We start from the raw sequence: 17352 nt of genomic DNA, 5'->3' as shown, positions 1-17352 counted from the left end.
TTTAATAAGAAAATAAAATCCTCTTTTATTTATTATACCAAAAATCCCCATTTCCACTTTATTAAAAAGTGATATTGATTGGTACTGCAATTGGCATATCAATTAACAGGAATTTTGGTCGCCTTACAACTTTTATTGTAAAGCGACCAATTAGGCTGCCAATTATACACCTAATAATGAAGCTTTTAGAGTAAGAAAGCTGATATATCAATAAATAAAGAACTACCAATATGATTGCGAATTGATAGTCCTTTTGTATTGTGTTTTAAGTTTTTACACGTCAGAAGAGAACCCGTTAACATGCGAAAGGCTTTTTGTCTTTTAGAAATGAATCGGGTGGTCATACATTTTCATAAGGATTGGTAACGCTAATTCCATATATGCTTCCGGCGATTGTTGGCTATTTTGTTGCCAATCGATAGTGGCCCCATAAATTGCCCATGTCAGCATAACCGCACTGATATGGCACAGCTCCTCCTCAATTTCATAGGAATCTCGTAACAAGTTAGAGAAAATGCCCAATAATGCATCTTTTAATTTCTTTTCGATGGTTGAAGTGAATGCTTCAAAGCTTCTTCGACATTGATTGGACAAGTCGGTTTGGAATTTTGTCACCGATAAAAAGATTTGAGTAAGCGTTTCCTTGTTCAATTCATCGTGCTCCATAATTTCACTCAAGACATTTGTCATTAAATTCTCTGTCAGTACGGCATCCAATAAATCGTATTTGTCTGTAAAGTGATAGTAAAACGTCGCACGATTAATTGTAGCCCCAGTCGTAATGTCCTTGATTGTAATATCTTTGAACTCTTTTTTCATCACTAATTGCATGAAGGCATCCATAATGAGTTTACGAGTTCGAATGATACGTGGATCTACCTTTACTTCGGTCATGATTTCCCCCCAGGCCTATTTTTCAGTCAAATTTCACTATCTGTCGTATAAACGACAAAAACTGAAATCTGTTGGTGGTTGTATCTTTATCAAGTGAATACTATTTAATTATACAACATATGTTGTATAAACTAATAATGTCGTAAATGGTAATGGTGCAATTCCGATTGTGTTTACAAATTAGAAGGGGGAAATAAAGATGGAATGGTTAACGTGGATTCTACAGGGGTTACTAGGATTGGCATTTATAATGGCCGGCCTTGGGAAAGTAACAGGTTCAAAAATGCATGTAGAAGGGTTTGAACATTGGCGTTTGCCACAGTGGTTCAGAGTCGTAACCGGTTTTTTGGAGATAGCGGCTGCTGGTTTATTAATCGCAGGTTTCTGGGTTGATCACTTGGCATTATACGGTGCCGTCATTTTATCTGCTGTTGGTATAGGTGGCGTTCTAACACATGTGCGTGTGAAAGATGGTCTAAAGGAATCGTTCCCAATATTTGTTTTAGGTGTTCTAGCAATCGTTCTTGTATTTTTATTGTAGAAAAATCCTTTTTATAACCATTGTTTATAGGGATGAATTTTATATCAAAAAGGAGCGGCTGAGATTTGAATCCTCAGCCGCCTTGTTTACTGTATGGAATCTGTTCATTTTTACGGTATCAAAATTAAAGCATTCTGAAAAAATAGGGTCGACACGGTCAACCATTTTTTACTAATAATTAATATGCTCTATTGCTGAAGACAAGATCGAGCGCCGCATACGCGTTGACATAACCAGATCCAACTTCCCATGATTCATAACCTGGCATGTCCGATGCGGTTTGTTCCAATATCGATTTTACTTCATCAGGTGATAGTGTGGCGTCTGCCTCTAACAGCAATGCAACAATTCCTGCCACATGTGGAGTGGCCATTGAAGTTCCGCTCATGGTCGTGTAGAAAGGAAGATAAAGTGGTTCGATGAGCTGTAAATCCAGCTGTAAAGCTAATGCGGTCAATGGTGAAACGGTCCGGGTTGAAATGATATCAACACCAGGAGCTACGACAGTAGGGGAATCGGTCCATGTCCATGTCTTCCCATCCAATTCAAATGTTCCACCAACATCTTTTGTACCTCTTGAGGAGAAATCAGCAAGATTGGTACCGTCTTTTTCACCTGCACCAACTGAAATAACCCAAGGTGCTTTTGCGTAAGGATTATGTGTATTTTCCGCAGGTCCTTCATTTCCTGCAGCGAATAATACAACAATTCCAGCATCGTAGGCTTTTTTGCTTGCCAAGTTGATTGGATCGTTCGGATCAAAATCGCCAGTGGATCCCCACGAGTTTGTGATTACACGAATATTGTACTCTTCTTGATGGGTAATGGCATAATCAAATCCGCCAATTCCATCCAAAACAAATAGTGCAGCGCCTGAGCCGTAGCCAATCAAGTCAGCTCCAGGGGCAACTCCTTCATACTTGCCTCTGGACTGGGCCCCAGTCCCGCCCACTGTACCAGCAACATGTGTGCCATGGCCGGAGCTGGCATCAGTATGGATCACATTCTCCAAATAAGAAATTGGCAAAATACCTGTGCTCTCTAAATTCGACATTCCAAGTACGTTCTGAACAAGATTTTTGCCTAGTTTAAGATCCTTATGTGTTCCATCTACACCGCTATCATTTATTACTACTCCAATTCCATCTCCGGATACTGGAAAACCATTATTCTTTTGAATAAATCCTGGGTCACTCCGAGCTTTATCTACCCCGGTAATCATGGTTGAATCTGCATTAAAATAGTTCAGCTTTTCATTCAAATAAATAGATAGTACGTCGTCCCTTTCCATCAACCGTTCCACCTGTTGCTTGGTTGCGACTACCCCCATAATAGGAAGGCTTTGCATTGTGATAGCTGAGGTGATTCCCAAGTTTCTGATAAATGAAACCTGTGTACTTGAGGGCTTCTGATTTCCTTCAAACGTGACAATGACTTGTGCCAAACCATTCTCTTCCAAAACCGACCATACTTTTTCATCAACCAGCGTGTTGGCTACAGGAAGTAGTCCAGTTGCTTGCGAAATGGAGCTTGCAGGGAATATCAATAGGATTATGACAAGAAAGGCTAACAATTTTTTCATTCTTTTTCCTCTTTTCCGTGTGGTTTAAGCATTTCAATCATTGCACGTACAAATTTCCGATTACACAGACGATTCAATCCTGATCTTGGACAGAAAATGCAGTGGACACAAATATTATTTCTTCAACAACACCTCTTTAATTTAGAATATTTTGATAATACTAACGATTCTTATATCCTATTTGTAGAACGCTCAAACTTTTAAATTACAAATATAGTTTAAATAATTAAGTGCTTGGAAAAAAAGCCTGTATATGAGAATAAAAACGTTGCAAATGTGTGAAGAAAAGACGATAGGGGCGATAACATGAAATCAGAAATTTGATTTTCAATTCAGGGTTTTGGAAGGAGTGGTTGACAACGATGAACGTGGAAATAAACAGGAGAAAAAATTGAATGAAAAAAACACTCTGATTCAGGCAGTTGGTCACCGAATCAGAAGTGTTTAATACAAGTATTATATGAGGTATTCACAAATCATATATACCGGCTGAGACTCATCTTTTTCTCATCGTTTATAACGGCCGGATTGAATTCTTCAGCTGCAGAAGGTAATAAATCGATAAAATGCCACAGTGAACAATAATCGTCTCTAGGACCAAATAAATCGTTTGCAACCAAATAGATTTCTCCATCAGCCGTTTTTTAAATAAAGAAACGCCGGAATCTGGTTGCCGTACTTTACAAAGCCGAGATTTTCTATAAATATGGTATTTTGCTCTATAAGCTGAATTGCAGCGTTTTCCCTGTCTCCAGGTAGGTTTTCAAATTGCTCAATATGAACGGCCAGCCATTGTTGTATCCACGGAAAGTATTATCTTCATGGACAAAGTCAGCTTCCGTTAGATTCTTGTGGATCAATGTCAACTTCACGACATCACCATCCATCTGTTGTAATTGGAACGTCACGACCGTCGGATCTTGCCGATCTGATTTATCTGAGACGTTTTCCCAGGTATAGGTCATCTCACGATTCGTTTCATAGCTTAAAATTTCCCCAAAATCGGTCACTTCTCCTCTTGAATATTCCACGCGCGAACCAACTTGCCAATCGGATTGAATGGCAGTTCCGAAAAAGTATTGCTCCGTATGTTCACTTTTTGTCAGCGCATCCCAGATCTTTTCAGGTGTTGATGAAATATAGGTTACATAATTGAAAGTAGACGCATGCATAATAATTCCTCCTTAAATTCCTTTATACAAGTAATTTCTCCTTTAAAATCAAAAACTCCTTTATATAGGAGTAATTCCATAAGAAATGTGCACAATACTTAAAAATAGTCCTAGGTGGTTTTCCTTTAAAACGACGAGAAGTTCATCGTAGTGTTTATTCAACTTTTTTTGGGGTAAATTTTAATAAGAACGATAAATACGATCAAGGAGGAGAATAACTATGGACTGGAAAAAGAAATTATTAGCTAGTGGTATGGTTGGAGGATTAATCTTTGGTGGTGTAGCTGGTTGTGGCGATGGTGAAGATCAGGATAACGGGATCAGTGATGGTGAACAAAAAGATGAACTAGATGATGAAAATAAAGATAATGTGGATGTAGAAGACGAAGAAAAAGAATGAGTGAAACAGGAGCAGATTGGTGCTCCTTTTTTCATGCCTAAAAATACGTGCATTTAATTGAAAGAATTATAGAGCAAATTTTCGTTAATGTACGAAGAATAAAGGAAAATTAAATGGCTGGGTCGAACATGATGGTAAGAGGAAATTTGAAGGAGGTAGGAATTTATATGCAAAAAATTGTACCGAATTTATGGTTTGATGATAAGGCTGAGGAAGCGGTGAATTTTTATGTCTCTGTTTTCAAAGAGGCTGAAGTGAAGAACGTAGCGAGATACACGGAGGGCGGCATGGGTGAGCTAGGAAAAGTGATGACGATATCGTTTGTACTGAATGGTCAGAACTTCATGGCAATCAATGGAGGTCCTCATTTTACGTTTACTCCTGCTGTTTCCCTTAGTATCGCATGCGAAACGCAAGAAGAGGTCGACCACTATTGGAATCAACTTTCCGAAGGAGGGAAGCCAGGGCAGTGTGGGTGGCTGGAGGACAAGTATGGTCTGTCATGGCAGGTAGTACCTACCGCGTTAGGTCGATTAATGCAGGATTCTGACGCGGAGAAAGTTCAACGAGTGACAAAAGCCATGCTCAGTATGAAGAAGTTGGATATCGAACAGTTGACGCAAGCATAAGACAACAAGCCACCTCCAACCCAAGAGCTGATGGAAGGTGGCTTCTTATATAAATCGTCCTATTTCCCATAACTAACTTCCTGCAACGATACAATTATTCGTCTAATTCTGTTACGGAAACGCTTTGTTTGGTATCTGGATTGTCGAGGGGATGTATGGTTGCCAGTCCTTTGGTCTGATCGATATGTTCAATATAAACGGCCTTTCCTTTATGGGAGACACTTACCATGCTTTTTGTGGAAGAGATTTCTTGTGCACGTTTTGCTTCCATGTGGGCACCTCCTTTTGATATGCGATACCTATACTATTTGTTTGAAATGGAAAGATATACAGTCATTCTGGAAATGCGAAGTGGATTCGGAGTTTTGACCACAACTGAACGTTGAGTGAAAAGAATGGTGAATGAAATCAACTATTATGTTTTTTGGATTTATGCCCTTGAATCTGGTGAAAACACTTTAGTGTGCTAGTGCGCAAGAAAAATCTATTGACAACTATTTTTATTGTATGTTACCTTTGTTTTACGATATTTCACCACACTAGTACTTTAGCACAGTAAAGTAAATAACTAGTAGTCAAACAAATAAAGGTGGTTTTTCAATATGAAACGTTCAATAATGATTATTCTGGCGATATTAACAGTCTTCTTGGTCCTTGCAGGATGCAACGAGTCAGGTGGGAAAGATAGCAGCGACACACTAGTAATTGGGATCGACGATAAATTTGCACCTATGGGTTTCCGGGATGAACATAATGAAATTGTTGGTTTTGATATAGACTTAGCCACAGCTGCAGCGGAAAAGATGGGGAAAAAAGTGACGTTCCAACCAATCGATTGGAAAACAAAAGAAACCGAGCTGAGCAGTAATCGAATTGATCTCATTTGGAATGGATATACAATCACGGATGAGCGCAAAGAAAAGGTATTATTTACGAAACCGTATTTGGAAAATGCGCAGGTGGTCGTGACTTTGGCAGATTCGGACCTAGTGAAACTTGACGATTTAGTCGGTAAAACAGTGGGTTTACAGTCTCTTTCTTCAGCGGCTGAGGCCTTGAGTGCCAACCCGATCAACTCTGAAATCAAAACAGTTACGGAGTTTTCAGATAATGTCATGGCTCTTACTGACTTGAAAATTGGCCGTGTGGATGCGGTTGTGATAGATGAAGTGGTCATTAACTATTACATGACCAAAGAGAAAGATACCTTTAAGTTACTCGAGGAATCTTTGGCACCGGAAGAATATGGAGTGGGCGTGAAAAAAGGGAATGAAGAATTACTGGAAGAGCTTCAAAAAGCACTTGATGAAATGAATGAAGATGGCACTGCCGCTGAAATTTCAGAGAAATGGTTTGATGGAGATAAAGTATTAAAGTAAAAAGAACGAACTAATAAATTGCAAACAGTGTTTCCTCTGGAGGAAATACTGTTTTGTTTTTGGAGGAATCCTTACATGTCTACAGAGTTCATCAACATGATTATGCCTATGCTGGAAGGGGCGAAAGTCACCATCCTGTTGTTTTTGATCGCCATTGTGTCGTCGATACCATTGGGATTCATCCTGACTCTTGGTGTAAAAAGCAATAATAAGATTGTATCTTGGCTAGCCCAGACCTATATCTACCTGATGCGTGGAACACCACTTTTGCTCCAATTACTCTTTATCTGTTTTGGGTTACCTCTACTTCCTGTAGTTGGGGAATACTTGGTTCTTGACCGCTTTGTGGCCGCTTGTCTTGGATTCATCTTGAATTATGCCGCCTATTTTGCCGAGATTTTCCGTGGAGGTCTGCTGGCTATTGATAAAGGTCAGTATGAAGCCTCTCATGTGCTCGGTCTCAATAAATGGCAGACCACGACTCGAATCATTTTACCGCAAATGTTCAGGATCGCACTTCCCGCCATTTCCAACGAGTCCGTGACACTGGTGAAGGATACTGCATTGCTCTATGCGGTTGCCGTCCCGGAGTTGTTGCACTTTGCGCAGACTGCGGTAAACCGCGATTTTACGGTCGTGCCTTTTTTCTTCGCCGGAATGATTTATTTGGCAATAACACTGGTATTGACTATGTTCTTTAAATGGCTGGAACGACGATTTAAATTTGTCTAAAAAGGAGTGTTGAATATGGCAATCATTGAAGTATCTAACCTCAAAAAATCATTTGGTGAGCTTGAAGTATTGAAACAGATTACTTTTGATGTCAATAAAAACGATGTGGTTGCAGTGGTTGGTCCATCTGGATCAGGCAAAAGCACGATGCTCCGCAGTCTGGTCTATCTTGAAGAAATAAATGACGGGTCCATTTCTGTGGCTGGACATAAACTGGTCGAAAGCGGGATTTACTCGAAACCCAAGGAGATTAATCTCATCACTTCCAAAATGGGGATGGTCTTTCAACATTTCAATCTCTTCCCGCATCTCACCGTTCAGGAGAATCTTGAAATTGCTCCGAAGTTGTTGAAAAAGGAGCCATTCTCGGTGATTCAACGACGCAGCACGGAACTCCTTGAAAAAGTGGGGCTCTCTGATCGGGCGAAGGCATACCCTTCCCAGCTTTCAGGAGGACAGAAACAAAGAGTTGCCATTGCAAGAGCTCTCATGATGGATCCGGAAATTCTCCTGTTTGATGAACCTACATCCGCACTGGACCCTGAATTAACCGGTGAAGTACTGCAAGTAATGAAGAATCTTGCCGAAGAACATATGACGATGATTGTGGTGACGCATGAAATGGAGTTTGCTAAAGAAGTAGCAAATCGTGCGATCTTCATGGACAATGGAGAGATTATCGAAACGGGTCATCCGAGTGTGTTGTTTACGAATCCCCAGTTCGACCGAACGAAAGCCTTCTTAAATCGTACGTTGAGATGATTCATCGTGATGGATTGTTTGATCTGTGGGAAAGAATTAATGATATACGAATGCGGTTATACAGCTCAATCATAGACGAAATGAAAAGGTGAACCTTTCCGTCAGATTCTGACAGAAAGGTTCACCTTTTTTACTGGTCACTAGCGAAACGCATCGAATTGGATGTTTTCTATTAAACTATTCCAAACCATGTGTAGAGAGCTATGACCACAAAAACAACTAACGTTTTAATGATCGTGATCATGAATATGTCACCATATGATTGTTTATGAGTTAACCCTGTTACAGCAAGCAAGGTGATAACAGCTCCATTATGAGGAAGTGTATCCATACCACCTGATGCCATGGCAACAACACGGTGCATAACTTCAGGTGAAATATTGGCTAAAGCAATTGCCTCGTTAAATTTATCACCCATCGCACTTAAAGCGATTCCCATACCTCCAGATGCAGATCCGGTTATACCCGCAAGTGTACTAGTGGTAACTGCACCGTTGACAAGGGGATTTGTAAACGTTCCTGATATTCCGTTGCTGATTACCGCAAACCCTGGAAGAGCAGCAATGATTCCACCGAATCCAAATTCAGATGCTGTGTTCATCACAGCAAGTAGTGAACCTGCAATACTGGCGTTCAGGCCAGCTTTCAAGTTTTTCATGACTCGTTTCCAGTTAAATGCAATGGCTGCGACAATCCCAACAACTAATGCAATTTCAACTGCCCAGATTGCAGCATTTGCCGCTACATCAACAGAATATTTATCTAAGCCCATGGAAGCAAAATCGAATCCATTTGGATACCATTTCGGTATGGCAGTAGTTAAATATTTATTCATGACTGCTACGAGAATAAGAGGAACAAAAGCTAAAATCTGTTTGAAAACAGATTCGTGTGAATTTAGAGTAGAACCTGGTTCATTGTCGCTGACTGTTTCCTTTTCTAGAGCAGCAGCTTTATCCGCTTCAAATCCATAATAACCTTCACCTTTATTTTTTGCTTGTCTCTTTCTGAACTCTAGATAGGATAAACCAATGAATAAGACAAGAACTGCCCCGATTGTTCCAAGTACAGGTGCCGCATAAATGTCAGTATCAAAGTAAGGTATAGGAATAACGTTTTGAATTTGCGGTGTTCCGGGCAGGGCATCCATGGTGAAGGTAAATGCTCCGAGACCGATGGTAGCCGGCATAAGTCTTTTTGGGATGTCTGCTTGCTTGAACAATTGAACTGCAAAAGGATAGATTGCGAAAACTGCTACAAACAAACTGACTCCACTATAAGTTAAAATTGCACCCAGTATAATGACTGTCAACATTACCTGTTTTGCACCAATCAGGCGGACAATTGTTTTTGCAATTGACTCAGCGATCCCAGATATTTCAATAATTTTCCCGAAGATAGCGCCTAATAAAAAGATGGCGAAATAGTTTTTGATAAACCCAACCATTTTTTCCATGAATATACCGGAAAAGAAGGGCATTATATTAGCGGGATCAATTAAGAGAACGGCTAATAGTGCACTTATAGGAGCAAATAAAATAACGGAATAACCGCGGTAAGCGGTAAACATTAAGAGTCCAAGTGCCAATAAGATGATAATCAAGTCCATAAAATTACTCCTAACCATTTGTTTTTTGTTTGATGAATGTTCTAGATGTCTGCACACAAAAGGCACCAAGAGTACCTTCAATGGTTGTACCTACCAGCTGATCGAGTGCTGAAAACACAATCAATATTTCTATTTTACGCATATTTACAGAGGTAGCACAAGAACTTTTCTGAATGTACGAAAAATGCAATTGATTCCGTTAGTTTCTTTTGAAGTATAAAACATGCAGAAAAATTATCCCTCCATGCTGCTATTTACCATTGATAAAAAACATTTGTTCGCATATGATAAGAACAAATGTTCTATTTGGAGGGGTTATTGTGAAAGAAAGTCTTTCTAAGTCCATGCATTACGGTCAGATTGTAGAAGTGATGTACATCTCAAATAGCGGCGAAATCACAAAAAGACGCATTAAAGTACTGAAGCTTTATGGTGATTCTTTTCAAGCGTACTGTTTTCTTCGCAAGACCAAACGAACTTTTAAAGTAAACAATGTCTTAGCATTAATCCCAGTCGAACGAAAAGAAAGTTGGGTGATTTAATTGGCGTTTAATCGTGATGTAACCGTTGATGGAAATATTCGTGATCGTGGGAAAATAAAATGGACAGCGATGATGTTGCCGGAGCATGTAAAGGAACTTCGAAAATGGCAAGAAGATGCCGATAAAGTAAAACGACCTGAATTAGATGAATTTGACCTGCAAACATTACAAGAAGAAGTGGCACGTGCTTTATCGAGCAGACTAGAAACACGTATTACCACTTGGCTAGACGGTCAGTTGCATTACCATAGAGGCGTAATCCAAGAAGTCAGCACACAGTATGTAATCTACGAAGATCCGTTTGGCAAACACCGTGTGCCCATTCATGAAATTGTGGCGGCCATGATTGTAGAATAAACAAGAACAGCCCTTCCGTTGAGGAAGGGCTGTTCTTGTTTATTTTATGAAAGTAAAGTCGCGAAACTTCATTCTTTCCTTAAACTTACTCACCAGTTTCAGCAAAACGCTTAATTCTGTCTCCAATTTCATCACGAACACGTTGGAACATACCCCATTTTTCTTCGTCTGACCCTACAGCTTTTGCAGGGTCTTCGAATCCCCAGTGTTCTCGTTTTACATGTGAAGGTGTCATCGGGCATTTATCAGCCGCATCTCCACATAATGTCACAACAAATTCTGCGTTGTTCAGGATTTGTGGATCAATGATATCTGAAGTTTGACTTGAAATATCGATGCCAACTTCATTCATCGCTTTTACAGCATAGGGGTTCAATCCATGTGCTTCAATTCCAGCGCTTAAGGCTTGCCACTCGTCACTTAAATACTTTTTACCCCATCCTTCAGCCATTTGGCTTCGACAAGAATTACCTGTACATAGGAAATATAACGTTTTTTTAGTCATGAGAAAAACCTCCTGGATTAGATGATCAATAACCATAAATAAAGACCGATTAGTGTAAATAATAGGGTTGGGACCGTGAGAATGATCCCTACTTTAAAGTAGGTCCCCCACGGGATTTTTACGCCTTTTTGAGATAACACATGAAGCCAAAGTAGCGTCGCAAGTGAACCAATTGGCGTAATCTTCGGACCTAAGTCAGAGCCGATGATATTTGCATAAATTAAGGCTTCGCGAAGCGTTCCTGTCGTACTCGTATCTGCAATGGCCAGTGCGTTAATCATTACTGTCGGCATATTGTTCATCACCGATGACAAAATGGCTGCAATGAATCCCATTGCGATCGTACCCACGAATAACCCTTGATTCGCTGCCACTTGAATCAAATCAGCCAACACACTTGTCAGTCCAACATTGCGTAAACCGTATACGACAACGTACATACCAAGTGAGAAGAACACAATCGACCAAGGTGCTCCTTTTACTACGCGAGTTGTGTGAACGGCAGAACTTTTTTGCGCCATCATTAAGAAGAAAACAGCGATAATTCCTGCCACAATCGACACCGGAAGCCCCAAGAATTCACTTGAGAAATACCCGATTAATAATAGGGCTAGTACAAACCAAGATAAGCGGAACATTTTCTCGTCTTTAATGGCTTCACGAGGTTGTTTAAGGTCGGCCATATTATAATTTCTAGGGATACTTTTACGGAAGAATAAAAACAACACTAAAATACTGGCAACAAGTGAAAATAAGTTCGGCACAATCATTCTAGAGGCGTATTCCACAAAGCCAATACCGAAAAAGTCTGCAGACACAATGTTCACGAGGTTACTGACAACTAGCGGCAAAGAAGTTGTATCTGCGATAAATCCACTGGCCATGATGAAAGGAAAAACCATCTTTTCTTCAAATTTCAAATTTCGTACCATTGCCAGGACAATCGGCGTAAGGATCAACGCGGCACCGTCATTGGCGAATAATGCTGCCACGAATGCACCTAAAATGCTGACGTACACAAACATTCGGAGACCATTGCCTTTTGCGGCTCTAGCCATATGTAAAGCCGACCACTCAAAAAATCCAATTTCGTCTAAAATAAGTGAAATAATAATAATAGCGATGAATGCTAAGGTAGCGTTCCAAACGATTCCTGTAACATCGATAACGTCTTGAAAATCAACAACTCCTGCAAGTAATGCAAGTAGTGCCCCTCCACAAGCAGACCAACCAATTGATAGGTTTTTAGGTTGCCATATAACAAAAAGTAAGGTCACAAGAAAAATCACTGATGCTAAAACAACTGATAACACGATAAGCCCTCCATTATTCGCAAGTAATACGTAACCCTTGCTGTTCCAATTCCTTCATTCGATAATCTTGATCGGGAATGAAATCAAGAAGACGTACAACAAACTCATACGAATCATGGTTTGTATTCAACGAATAAAATATCCATTGACCTTGACGATTCTCATTCACTAAACCTACATCCTTCAGTTTTCGTAAATGTTGACTGATTGCAGATTGGCTAATATTAAATAGCGCTACAAATTCACATACGCAATATTGACTTTTCTGCAGTAACTTTAACATCGTCAATCGGGTTTTATCACCCATTAATTTTAAAATAATACTCGCCTGATCCAAATCGAGCGTCGTTTTCGCTAGCATAAAGCGTGTCACCTCCACCTACATGGTTGATTTGAAATAAACATATCAGTATATACTTATATGGTCAAGGTGTTGCATTAGTAAATTTCCGTCTAATAATTGATGGACTTGGTGGTTTTCTAATGCAAACTTAGTATGATAATAGACGAAATAATATAGTTATTAAGAAGGGATTTAGATATTCTGTGATAAGTGCTGTACTTCATGGTGTTATTTTAGCTTTCGGACTCATTCTTCCATTAGGCGTTCAGAATGTTTTTGTGTTTAATCAAGGTGCTATTCACCCGAAATTCAGTAGAAGTTTACCGGTAATCCTTACAGCGGCTCTTTGTGATACTCTCCTGATTTCATTAGCTGTACTAGGTGTATCAGTTTTGGTTTTAGGCATTTACTGGATCAAGGTACTTCTATTAACAATTGGCATCTTATTTTTAATGTATATGGGCTATGTGACTTGGAAAAGTAAGCCTCAGATAAATTCAATCGATGCAAAAGCACTTGCACCGAGAAAGCAAATTGCTTTTGCTGCTTCGGTCTCGTTATTAAATCCTCATGCCATTATGGATACGATCGGCGTGATTGGCACAAGTTCATTGTCGTACTCTGGTATTGGAAAAATTGGGTTTGCTGTTGCTTGTGTCGTAACATCTTGGATCTGGTTCTTTGCTCTTGCATTCGTTGGTAGGCAGGTTGGAAGATTATCAAACGCAAATGGGTTTCTGGCAATATTAAATAAAGGATCGGCACTCATAATGTGGGGGACAGGGATGTACCTTCTATTTACATTAGTGAGTTGATAGACTTTACTGGGAAAAGTTGTTACTGAAAGATTTAATAAAATCTGTTACATTTCCCACGCACAGACGTCTATATTAGAATGCAACTACAGTGAAGGAGTGAGAAAATGAAGAAACTAATCGTCGTGATTCTGATTTTAGGAATTGTTGGTTATGGTATTTATTATTTCGGAACCAATGTTGCTTCGGATAAGTTAGTCGATTCGTATACAACTGAACTTGAGGATAGTGGACAAATAAATGAAGTGAAAGCCTATATAGAAAATGATCCGGAATTAGCGGAAATGGTAAAACAGGCAGAGTCTGCAGATGAAAGTACCTTGCCATTTACTACAAAAGGAGAAGCCACACGAGTACTAGTTAAAAAGGTAGGCATAAACAAACTCCAGGAACTTCAATCACAAGTTCAAAATGGAACTGCATCTAAAGAAGAGGTATTGCAGATTCTTGATGAGAAACTGACAGATGAGGAAATGTTGGCGTTACAAGTAATTGCCTATAAAGAACTTTATAAGAAATAATCAATCCAATAGTAGTACCAAAGGAAATTAGAAAATGGGTTCTCCTACAAGAAGTCTTAATAGGAGTTGATCAAATGGAAGCACAAGTTCAAAGTTATTTTGTCAATTTAATTGCAACAGAAGAAGATTCTAAATAGCAAAAGAACTATGCAACTGTATCCATCTTGTCAGTGATCTTCATAACCGTGCAAAATAGAGCACCTTCAGCAACGAGCTGGAGAAGGTGCTCTATTTTTTTCGTGGATTTTATTCTTCCTGAAATTCAACCCAGATTGCTTATATAGGGTAAAGGGTAAGTCTGTGTTTTGTCCAAACGAGCGCCCATAGTAGAAACAGTTCAAAAGCATTTGTCACTGCGGCACTATTAATGTTTAGGGGTACCATACTACCGATCGTCATGACTGCAGCTCCAATAAAAAACCATGGCCATTTTGTCTGTTTCCATAACACTATACCTGCTACAAGTAGCACGATGGTGACCAGCAAGATCATGATGGGCGGTCCAGACGCTGATTCAGTGGATACATAACGCAAGACCCCAAACTCTGTCTTGGGTTTCAACTGAAGTCGTGATGTTTCAAGCCAAATCTCAATGCCAATCAATCCAATCGTGTAGATGATAGCTGACAAGGTTAGCCATTTTTTGTCGGTCCATGCGATGCCGCTTTCGCGCAGGACGCCTAGCGAAAACAAGACAAGTAAAGGAGTGAAGAAAGCATGGCTCCAGTAGCGAAGTGCGTTAAGTGATTCGAGAACAGTTCCTTCACCAATCCATTTGCCAAAGCCTAGGACTGCGTTATCAAAAATAAGAGCCCCCAAAATGGCAAAAATGAAACTTGACCATGTTAAAAAACGGCTACTATTTAAGCCACTAAGCCCCCAAATGAAAAGACTGATATAGCCCAATGTGAACATGAAATAAAACTGTATATCCATAGGGCACCTCCATCTACTATTTAAAGTTCCCTTTATATCAAAATATAATCGACAAAACGATTGAATAACTCTCCAATAACATCCGTTAAAAGCATCCTTTATGTAGAAATCCATTGTATATGCATAGTTGATATGTCAGATACTGTTAGGTAGAAGGAGGGGAAGTAGTGGTTATTAGCAAAAGTAGAAAGTCGGATCGCTATTTGCTCCTAGTTGTGGCGATCTTTTTTATTTGGTCCGTTATTCAGCCAACACAGTATTGGATTTGGGTAGTGGAGGTTCTTCCGGCGGGCGTTGTATTGGTTGTTGCAATCATCACTTACAATAAGTTCCGTCTCACCACTCTTTCCTACACTGTAATTGCCATTATCTCAATCTTGACGTTTATTGGGGGACACTACTCCTATTCAGAGGTGCCTTTGTTTAATTGGCTGAAGGATGAGTTTGATTTAAGTCGCAATCATTATGATCGATTGGGACATTTCCTGAAAGGGTTATTTGCGATTGTGGTAAGAGAAATATTGTTGCGGAAAACACCATTATCGAAGGGTGCTTGGTTGTTTGGGATCACAACGAGCATCATGTTAGCTATTGCTGCATTGTACGAAATCATCGAATGGTTGAGCACAAAATTTCCGACAAAGGGGAAAGTGTCTGAAGACTTTTTAGGGATGCAAGGCGATAAGTGGGATGCACAATGGGATATGTTTTTAGCTTTTGTGGGTTCACTATTGGCGTTGTTGGTTTTATCAAAACTTCATGACAAGCTGTTAAAAAGACTTATAGAATCACCAGAAAAGAAATAGCCCATCGTTGAGTGCGAACTCAGATGGGCCATTTCTATTTTGTTCGTCAATTAATTATAAGTAGACTCAAACTGGAGGATGAATTGGCACAGTATCCTGGGGCAATTCATAATTTACCACAACTAAGTTGATTTTCTCACTTTCAAAATTCACACTTGCCAAGCTCGAGAAACTGATGATTATAGCTAATAAAACGGTTTTTTTCATACAAAACACTCCTTATAAGATGAATTTAACTGCTTGTTCGTATTTTCCTTCATTTACATAAAAGTCCGTGAGCATTTTGGAAAAGTGATGATGAAAATCTCTTTGTTTATCCGTTTTTCGGGTATAGGGAACCACTCGATCTTCCAAAAAGTGCATAGCCTTCTGTTTATTATCATTTAGTAGCATTAAATAAAAAGATGAGTAGAGCTGATAATGGGGAACCTTGATTTTAATCGATTCCTGATTGAGTAGGGCAAAACTTGCGTTACTATCATTCCACTTTTCTAACCTAAACTCTGTAATCGCAATGTTATAGAGACACAGTAGGTAGTGCTCCGTGTTCTTTTGCATGGTCAATGAACTTTTTTTGAAATAATCCAAAGCCATGGCATAGTCACCCATTTTGTGTCTGAGATCCCCCATATTGTGATAAATCTGAGGTAGTAAATCTGTCTGATGAAGCAATATGCTGTTTCTGATTAAGTGCTCGTAGTACACAAACGCTTCATCATAAATCTTGGACTGCGAATAATTAATCGCCAGTGACATTTGAACATGTAGAATTCTTTTGTAATTAAACTGCTCCTGTAAAAGTTGGATTGCTTTTTTACCAAAGTATATGGCATGTTCGGGGTGTTTCATATGCCCTTTGACTAATGCCAGATGATAATAGATTTCTCCCTCAAACAAATTACTCTCTGCATTTTCTAAAATAATGGCAGAAAGCTGTTCGTTCGCTTCACCATATTTCCCCCTCATCAATAAAGCTATCGCACTAAAATAGGAAAGTAAATATCGTTCATGTTGGGAAAAATTTTGCCTTTGTGATTGCAGCCATTTAATCTGGTATTCTGCAGTGGGTAGGTCATTATTAAATAGGTGATATCTTAATTTATATAGCTCGTATAAATAAATGTGTTTGGTAAAAGCAATGATTTCTTTGTACATGTCTAACTCACGGTAAGTGATCTTCGCGTTTTCTACTTCCAAATAGTGAATGTTTTTCAGTAATTGCTTCAATAAAATATGTATATTTTGTTCGCTTTCTTCGACGTCCTGTACAGTCACCTCAAGCCTGCCTAGTAAAAGCCGAATCGTTTCCACGTTTGCTTCCTTGCTGTTATTTTCAATTTTGCTAAGATGTGGGACCGAACATATTCCATTTGCAAGTTGACTCTGTGTTAATTTCATCTTTGTACGATGGTATTTGATTAATGAGCCGATTTGCACGTTATCACCTTCTAACTTTATTTTCCTTTTATTATACTTAATTATTGAAATTTTCCCAATAAACAAATCTCTTTTTG

At 39.3% G+C, this 17352-nt stretch carries 23 protein-coding genes; 11 read left to right on the top strand and 12 right to left on the bottom strand.

Features of this window, described 5'->3' with window-relative positions; genetic code table 11:
- Nucleotides 1–321: 321 nt before the first annotated feature.
- The gene (locus tag GY23_RS08685; protein WP_075618812.1) at nucleotides 322–894 is read right to left on the bottom strand and encodes a TetR/AcrR family transcriptional regulator; all 573 of its coding nucleotides are present in this window, start codon (nucleotides 892–894) and stop codon (nucleotides 322–324) included.
- Between the two features lie 199 nt (nucleotides 895–1093).
- Between GY23_RS08685 and GY23_RS08680 the strand changes: the two genes are divergently transcribed.
- On the top strand, nucleotides 1094–1435 hold the full coding sequence (locus GY23_RS08680) for a DoxX family protein (RefSeq protein WP_075618811.1): 342 nt from the start codon (nucleotides 1094–1096) through the stop codon (nucleotides 1433–1435).
- Nucleotides 1436–1613: 178 nt separating this feature from the next.
- On the opposite strand, the gene GY23_RS08675 is transcribed toward GY23_RS08680, so the two are convergent.
- Together GY23_RS08675 and GY23_RS08670 are read right to left on the bottom strand one after the other, a co-directional pair.
- Nucleotides 1614–3017: a S8 family serine peptidase gene (locus tag GY23_RS08675; protein WP_075618810.1), complete on the bottom strand. Its 1404-nt coding sequence runs from the start codon at nucleotides 3015–3017 to the stop codon at nucleotides 1614–1616.
- A gap of 719 nt (nucleotides 3018–3736) precedes the next feature.
- Nucleotides 3737–4189, bottom strand: coding sequence for an SRPBCC family protein (locus tag GY23_RS08670; RefSeq protein WP_075618809.1), 453 nt, complete (start codon nucleotides 4187–4189; stop codon nucleotides 3737–3739).
- A gap of 220 nt (nucleotides 4190–4409) precedes the next feature.
- Between GY23_RS08670 and GY23_RS08665 the strand changes: the two genes are divergently transcribed.
- Nucleotides 4410–4589 (top strand): hypothetical protein, encoded by a 180-nt coding sequence (locus GY23_RS08665; RefSeq protein WP_075618808.1) that lies wholly within the window; start codon nucleotides 4410–4412, stop codon nucleotides 4587–4589.
- 113 nt (nucleotides 4590–4702) lie between these two features.
- Nucleotides 4703–5218 carry a VOC family protein gene (locus GY23_RS08660; RefSeq protein ID WP_245827614.1) on the top strand — a complete coding sequence of 172 codons (516 nt, stop codon included), beginning with the start codon at nucleotides 4703–4705 and terminating at the stop codon, nucleotides 5216–5218.
- A 94-nt stretch (nucleotides 5219–5312) separates the two neighbouring features.
- Here GY23_RS08660 and GY23_RS08655 read toward each other — a convergent pair whose 3' ends face one another.
- A complete protein-coding gene (locus GY23_RS08655; RefSeq protein ID WP_075618806.1) occupies nucleotides 5313–5489 on the bottom strand; it encodes an H-type small acid-soluble spore protein in 177 nt (58 codons plus the stop codon).
- Between the two features lie 331 nt (nucleotides 5490–5820).
- Between GY23_RS08655 and GY23_RS08650 the strand changes: the two genes are divergently transcribed.
- The 3 genes from GY23_RS08650 to GY23_RS08640 all read left to right on the top strand — a co-directional run bounded on the left by GY23_RS08650 (nucleotide 5821) and on the right by GY23_RS08640 (nucleotide 8091).
- Nucleotides 5821–6597, top strand: a complete 777-nt coding sequence (locus GY23_RS08650) for an amino acid ABC transporter substrate-binding protein (protein ID WP_075618805.1) — start codon at nucleotides 5821–5823, stop codon at nucleotides 6595–6597.
- 75 nt (nucleotides 6598–6672) lie between these two features.
- On the top strand, nucleotides 6673–7329 hold the full coding sequence (locus GY23_RS08645; RefSeq protein ID WP_075618804.1) for an amino acid ABC transporter permease: 657 nt from the start codon (nucleotides 6673–6675) through the stop codon (nucleotides 7327–7329).
- A gap of 15 nt (nucleotides 7330–7344) precedes the next feature.
- The gene (locus GY23_RS08640) at nucleotides 7345–8091 is read left to right on the top strand and encodes an amino acid ABC transporter ATP-binding protein (RefSeq protein ID WP_075618803.1); all 747 of its coding nucleotides are present in this window, start codon (nucleotides 7345–7347) and stop codon (nucleotides 8089–8091) included.
- Nucleotides 8092–8263: 172 nt separating this feature from the next.
- Here GY23_RS08640 and GY23_RS08635 read toward each other — a convergent pair whose 3' ends face one another.
- The gene (locus tag GY23_RS08635; protein WP_075618802.1) at nucleotides 8264–9700 is read right to left on the bottom strand and encodes a GntP family permease; all 1437 of its coding nucleotides are present in this window, start codon (nucleotides 9698–9700) and stop codon (nucleotides 8264–8266) included.
- Between the two features lie 10 nt (nucleotides 9701–9710).
- On the bottom strand, nucleotides 9711–9842 hold the full coding sequence (locus GY23_RS18920) for a hypothetical protein (RefSeq protein ID WP_281251493.1): 132 nt from the start codon (nucleotides 9840–9842) through the stop codon (nucleotides 9711–9713).
- Nucleotides 9843–10020: 178 nt separating this feature from the next.
- Here GY23_RS18920 and GY23_RS08630 point away from each other — a divergent pair, with 178 nt between their 5' ends.
- Entirely contained in the window at nucleotides 10021–10242 is a 222-nt protein-coding gene (locus GY23_RS08630; protein WP_075618801.1) for a WYL domain-containing protein, read from the top strand.
- Nucleotides 10243–10599 carry a YolD-like family protein gene (locus GY23_RS08625; RefSeq protein WP_075618800.1) on the top strand — a complete coding sequence of 119 codons (357 nt, stop codon included), beginning with the start codon at nucleotides 10243–10245 and terminating at the stop codon, nucleotides 10597–10599.
- Nucleotides 10600–10684: 85 nt separating this feature from the next.
- On the opposite strand, the gene arsC is transcribed toward GY23_RS08625, so the two are convergent.
- Genes arsC through GY23_RS08610 form a run of 3 tightly spaced genes read right to left on the bottom strand, consistent with a single transcriptional unit; the run spans nucleotide 10685 to nucleotide 12778 of the window.
- Nucleotides 10685–11104 (bottom strand): arsenate reductase (thioredoxin), encoded by a 420-nt coding sequence (gene arsC / locus GY23_RS08620; RefSeq protein WP_075618799.1) that lies wholly within the window; start codon nucleotides 11102–11104, stop codon nucleotides 10685–10687.
- A 17-nt stretch (nucleotides 11105–11121) separates the two neighbouring features.
- On the bottom strand, nucleotides 11122–12417 hold the full coding sequence (locus GY23_RS08615; RefSeq protein ID WP_075618798.1) for an arsenic transporter: 1296 nt from the start codon (nucleotides 12415–12417) through the stop codon (nucleotides 11122–11124).
- Between the two features lie 13 nt (nucleotides 12418–12430).
- Nucleotides 12431–12778, bottom strand: a complete 348-nt coding sequence (locus tag GY23_RS08610) for an ArsR/SmtB family transcription factor (RefSeq protein ID WP_075618797.1) — start codon at nucleotides 12776–12778, stop codon at nucleotides 12431–12433.
- A gap of 185 nt (nucleotides 12779–12963) precedes the next feature.
- On the opposite strand from GY23_RS08610, the gene GY23_RS08605 reads away from it, so the two are divergent.
- Together GY23_RS08605 and GY23_RS08600 are read left to right on the top strand one after the other, a co-directional pair.
- A complete protein-coding gene (locus tag GY23_RS08605; RefSeq protein ID WP_075618796.1) occupies nucleotides 12964–13575 on the top strand; it encodes a LysE/ArgO family amino acid transporter in 612 nt (203 codons plus the stop codon).
- A 107-nt stretch (nucleotides 13576–13682) separates the two neighbouring features.
- A complete protein-coding gene (locus tag GY23_RS08600; protein ID WP_075618795.1) occupies nucleotides 13683–14096 on the top strand; it encodes a hypothetical protein in 414 nt (137 codons plus the stop codon).
- A gap of 276 nt (nucleotides 14097–14372) precedes the next feature.
- Here the strand turns inward: GY23_RS08600 and GY23_RS08595 are convergent, their stop codons facing one another.
- Nucleotides 14373–15032, bottom strand: a complete 660-nt coding sequence (locus tag GY23_RS08595) for a hypothetical protein (protein ID WP_075618794.1) — start codon at nucleotides 15030–15032, stop codon at nucleotides 14373–14375.
- A gap of 167 nt (nucleotides 15033–15199) precedes the next feature.
- Between GY23_RS08595 and GY23_RS08590 the strand changes: the two genes are divergently transcribed.
- Nucleotides 15200–15838 (top strand): DUF2238 domain-containing protein, encoded by a 639-nt coding sequence (locus GY23_RS08590; RefSeq protein WP_075618793.1) that lies wholly within the window; start codon nucleotides 15200–15202, stop codon nucleotides 15836–15838.
- 66 nt (nucleotides 15839–15904) lie between these two features.
- Here the strand turns inward: GY23_RS08590 and GY23_RS18455 are convergent, their stop codons facing one another.
- On the bottom strand, nucleotides 15905–16045 hold the full coding sequence (locus tag GY23_RS18455) for a hypothetical protein (protein WP_169834557.1): 141 nt from the start codon (nucleotides 16043–16045) through the stop codon (nucleotides 15905–15907).
- 12 nt (nucleotides 16046–16057) lie between these two features.
- Nucleotides 16058–17275 (bottom strand): helix-turn-helix transcriptional regulator, encoded by a 1218-nt coding sequence (locus GY23_RS08585; protein ID WP_075618792.1) that lies wholly within the window; start codon nucleotides 17273–17275, stop codon nucleotides 16058–16060.
- Nucleotides 17276–17352: the final 77 nt, after the last annotated feature.

Source organism: Paenisporosarcina indica (assembly GCF_001939075.1).
GTDB classification, from domain to species: domain Bacteria; phylum Bacillota; class Bacilli; order Bacillales_A; family Planococcaceae; genus Paenisporosarcina; species Paenisporosarcina indica.
Note: the sequence above shows the minus strand (reverse complement) of the source record. Positions and strands in the feature narration are given on the sequence as shown.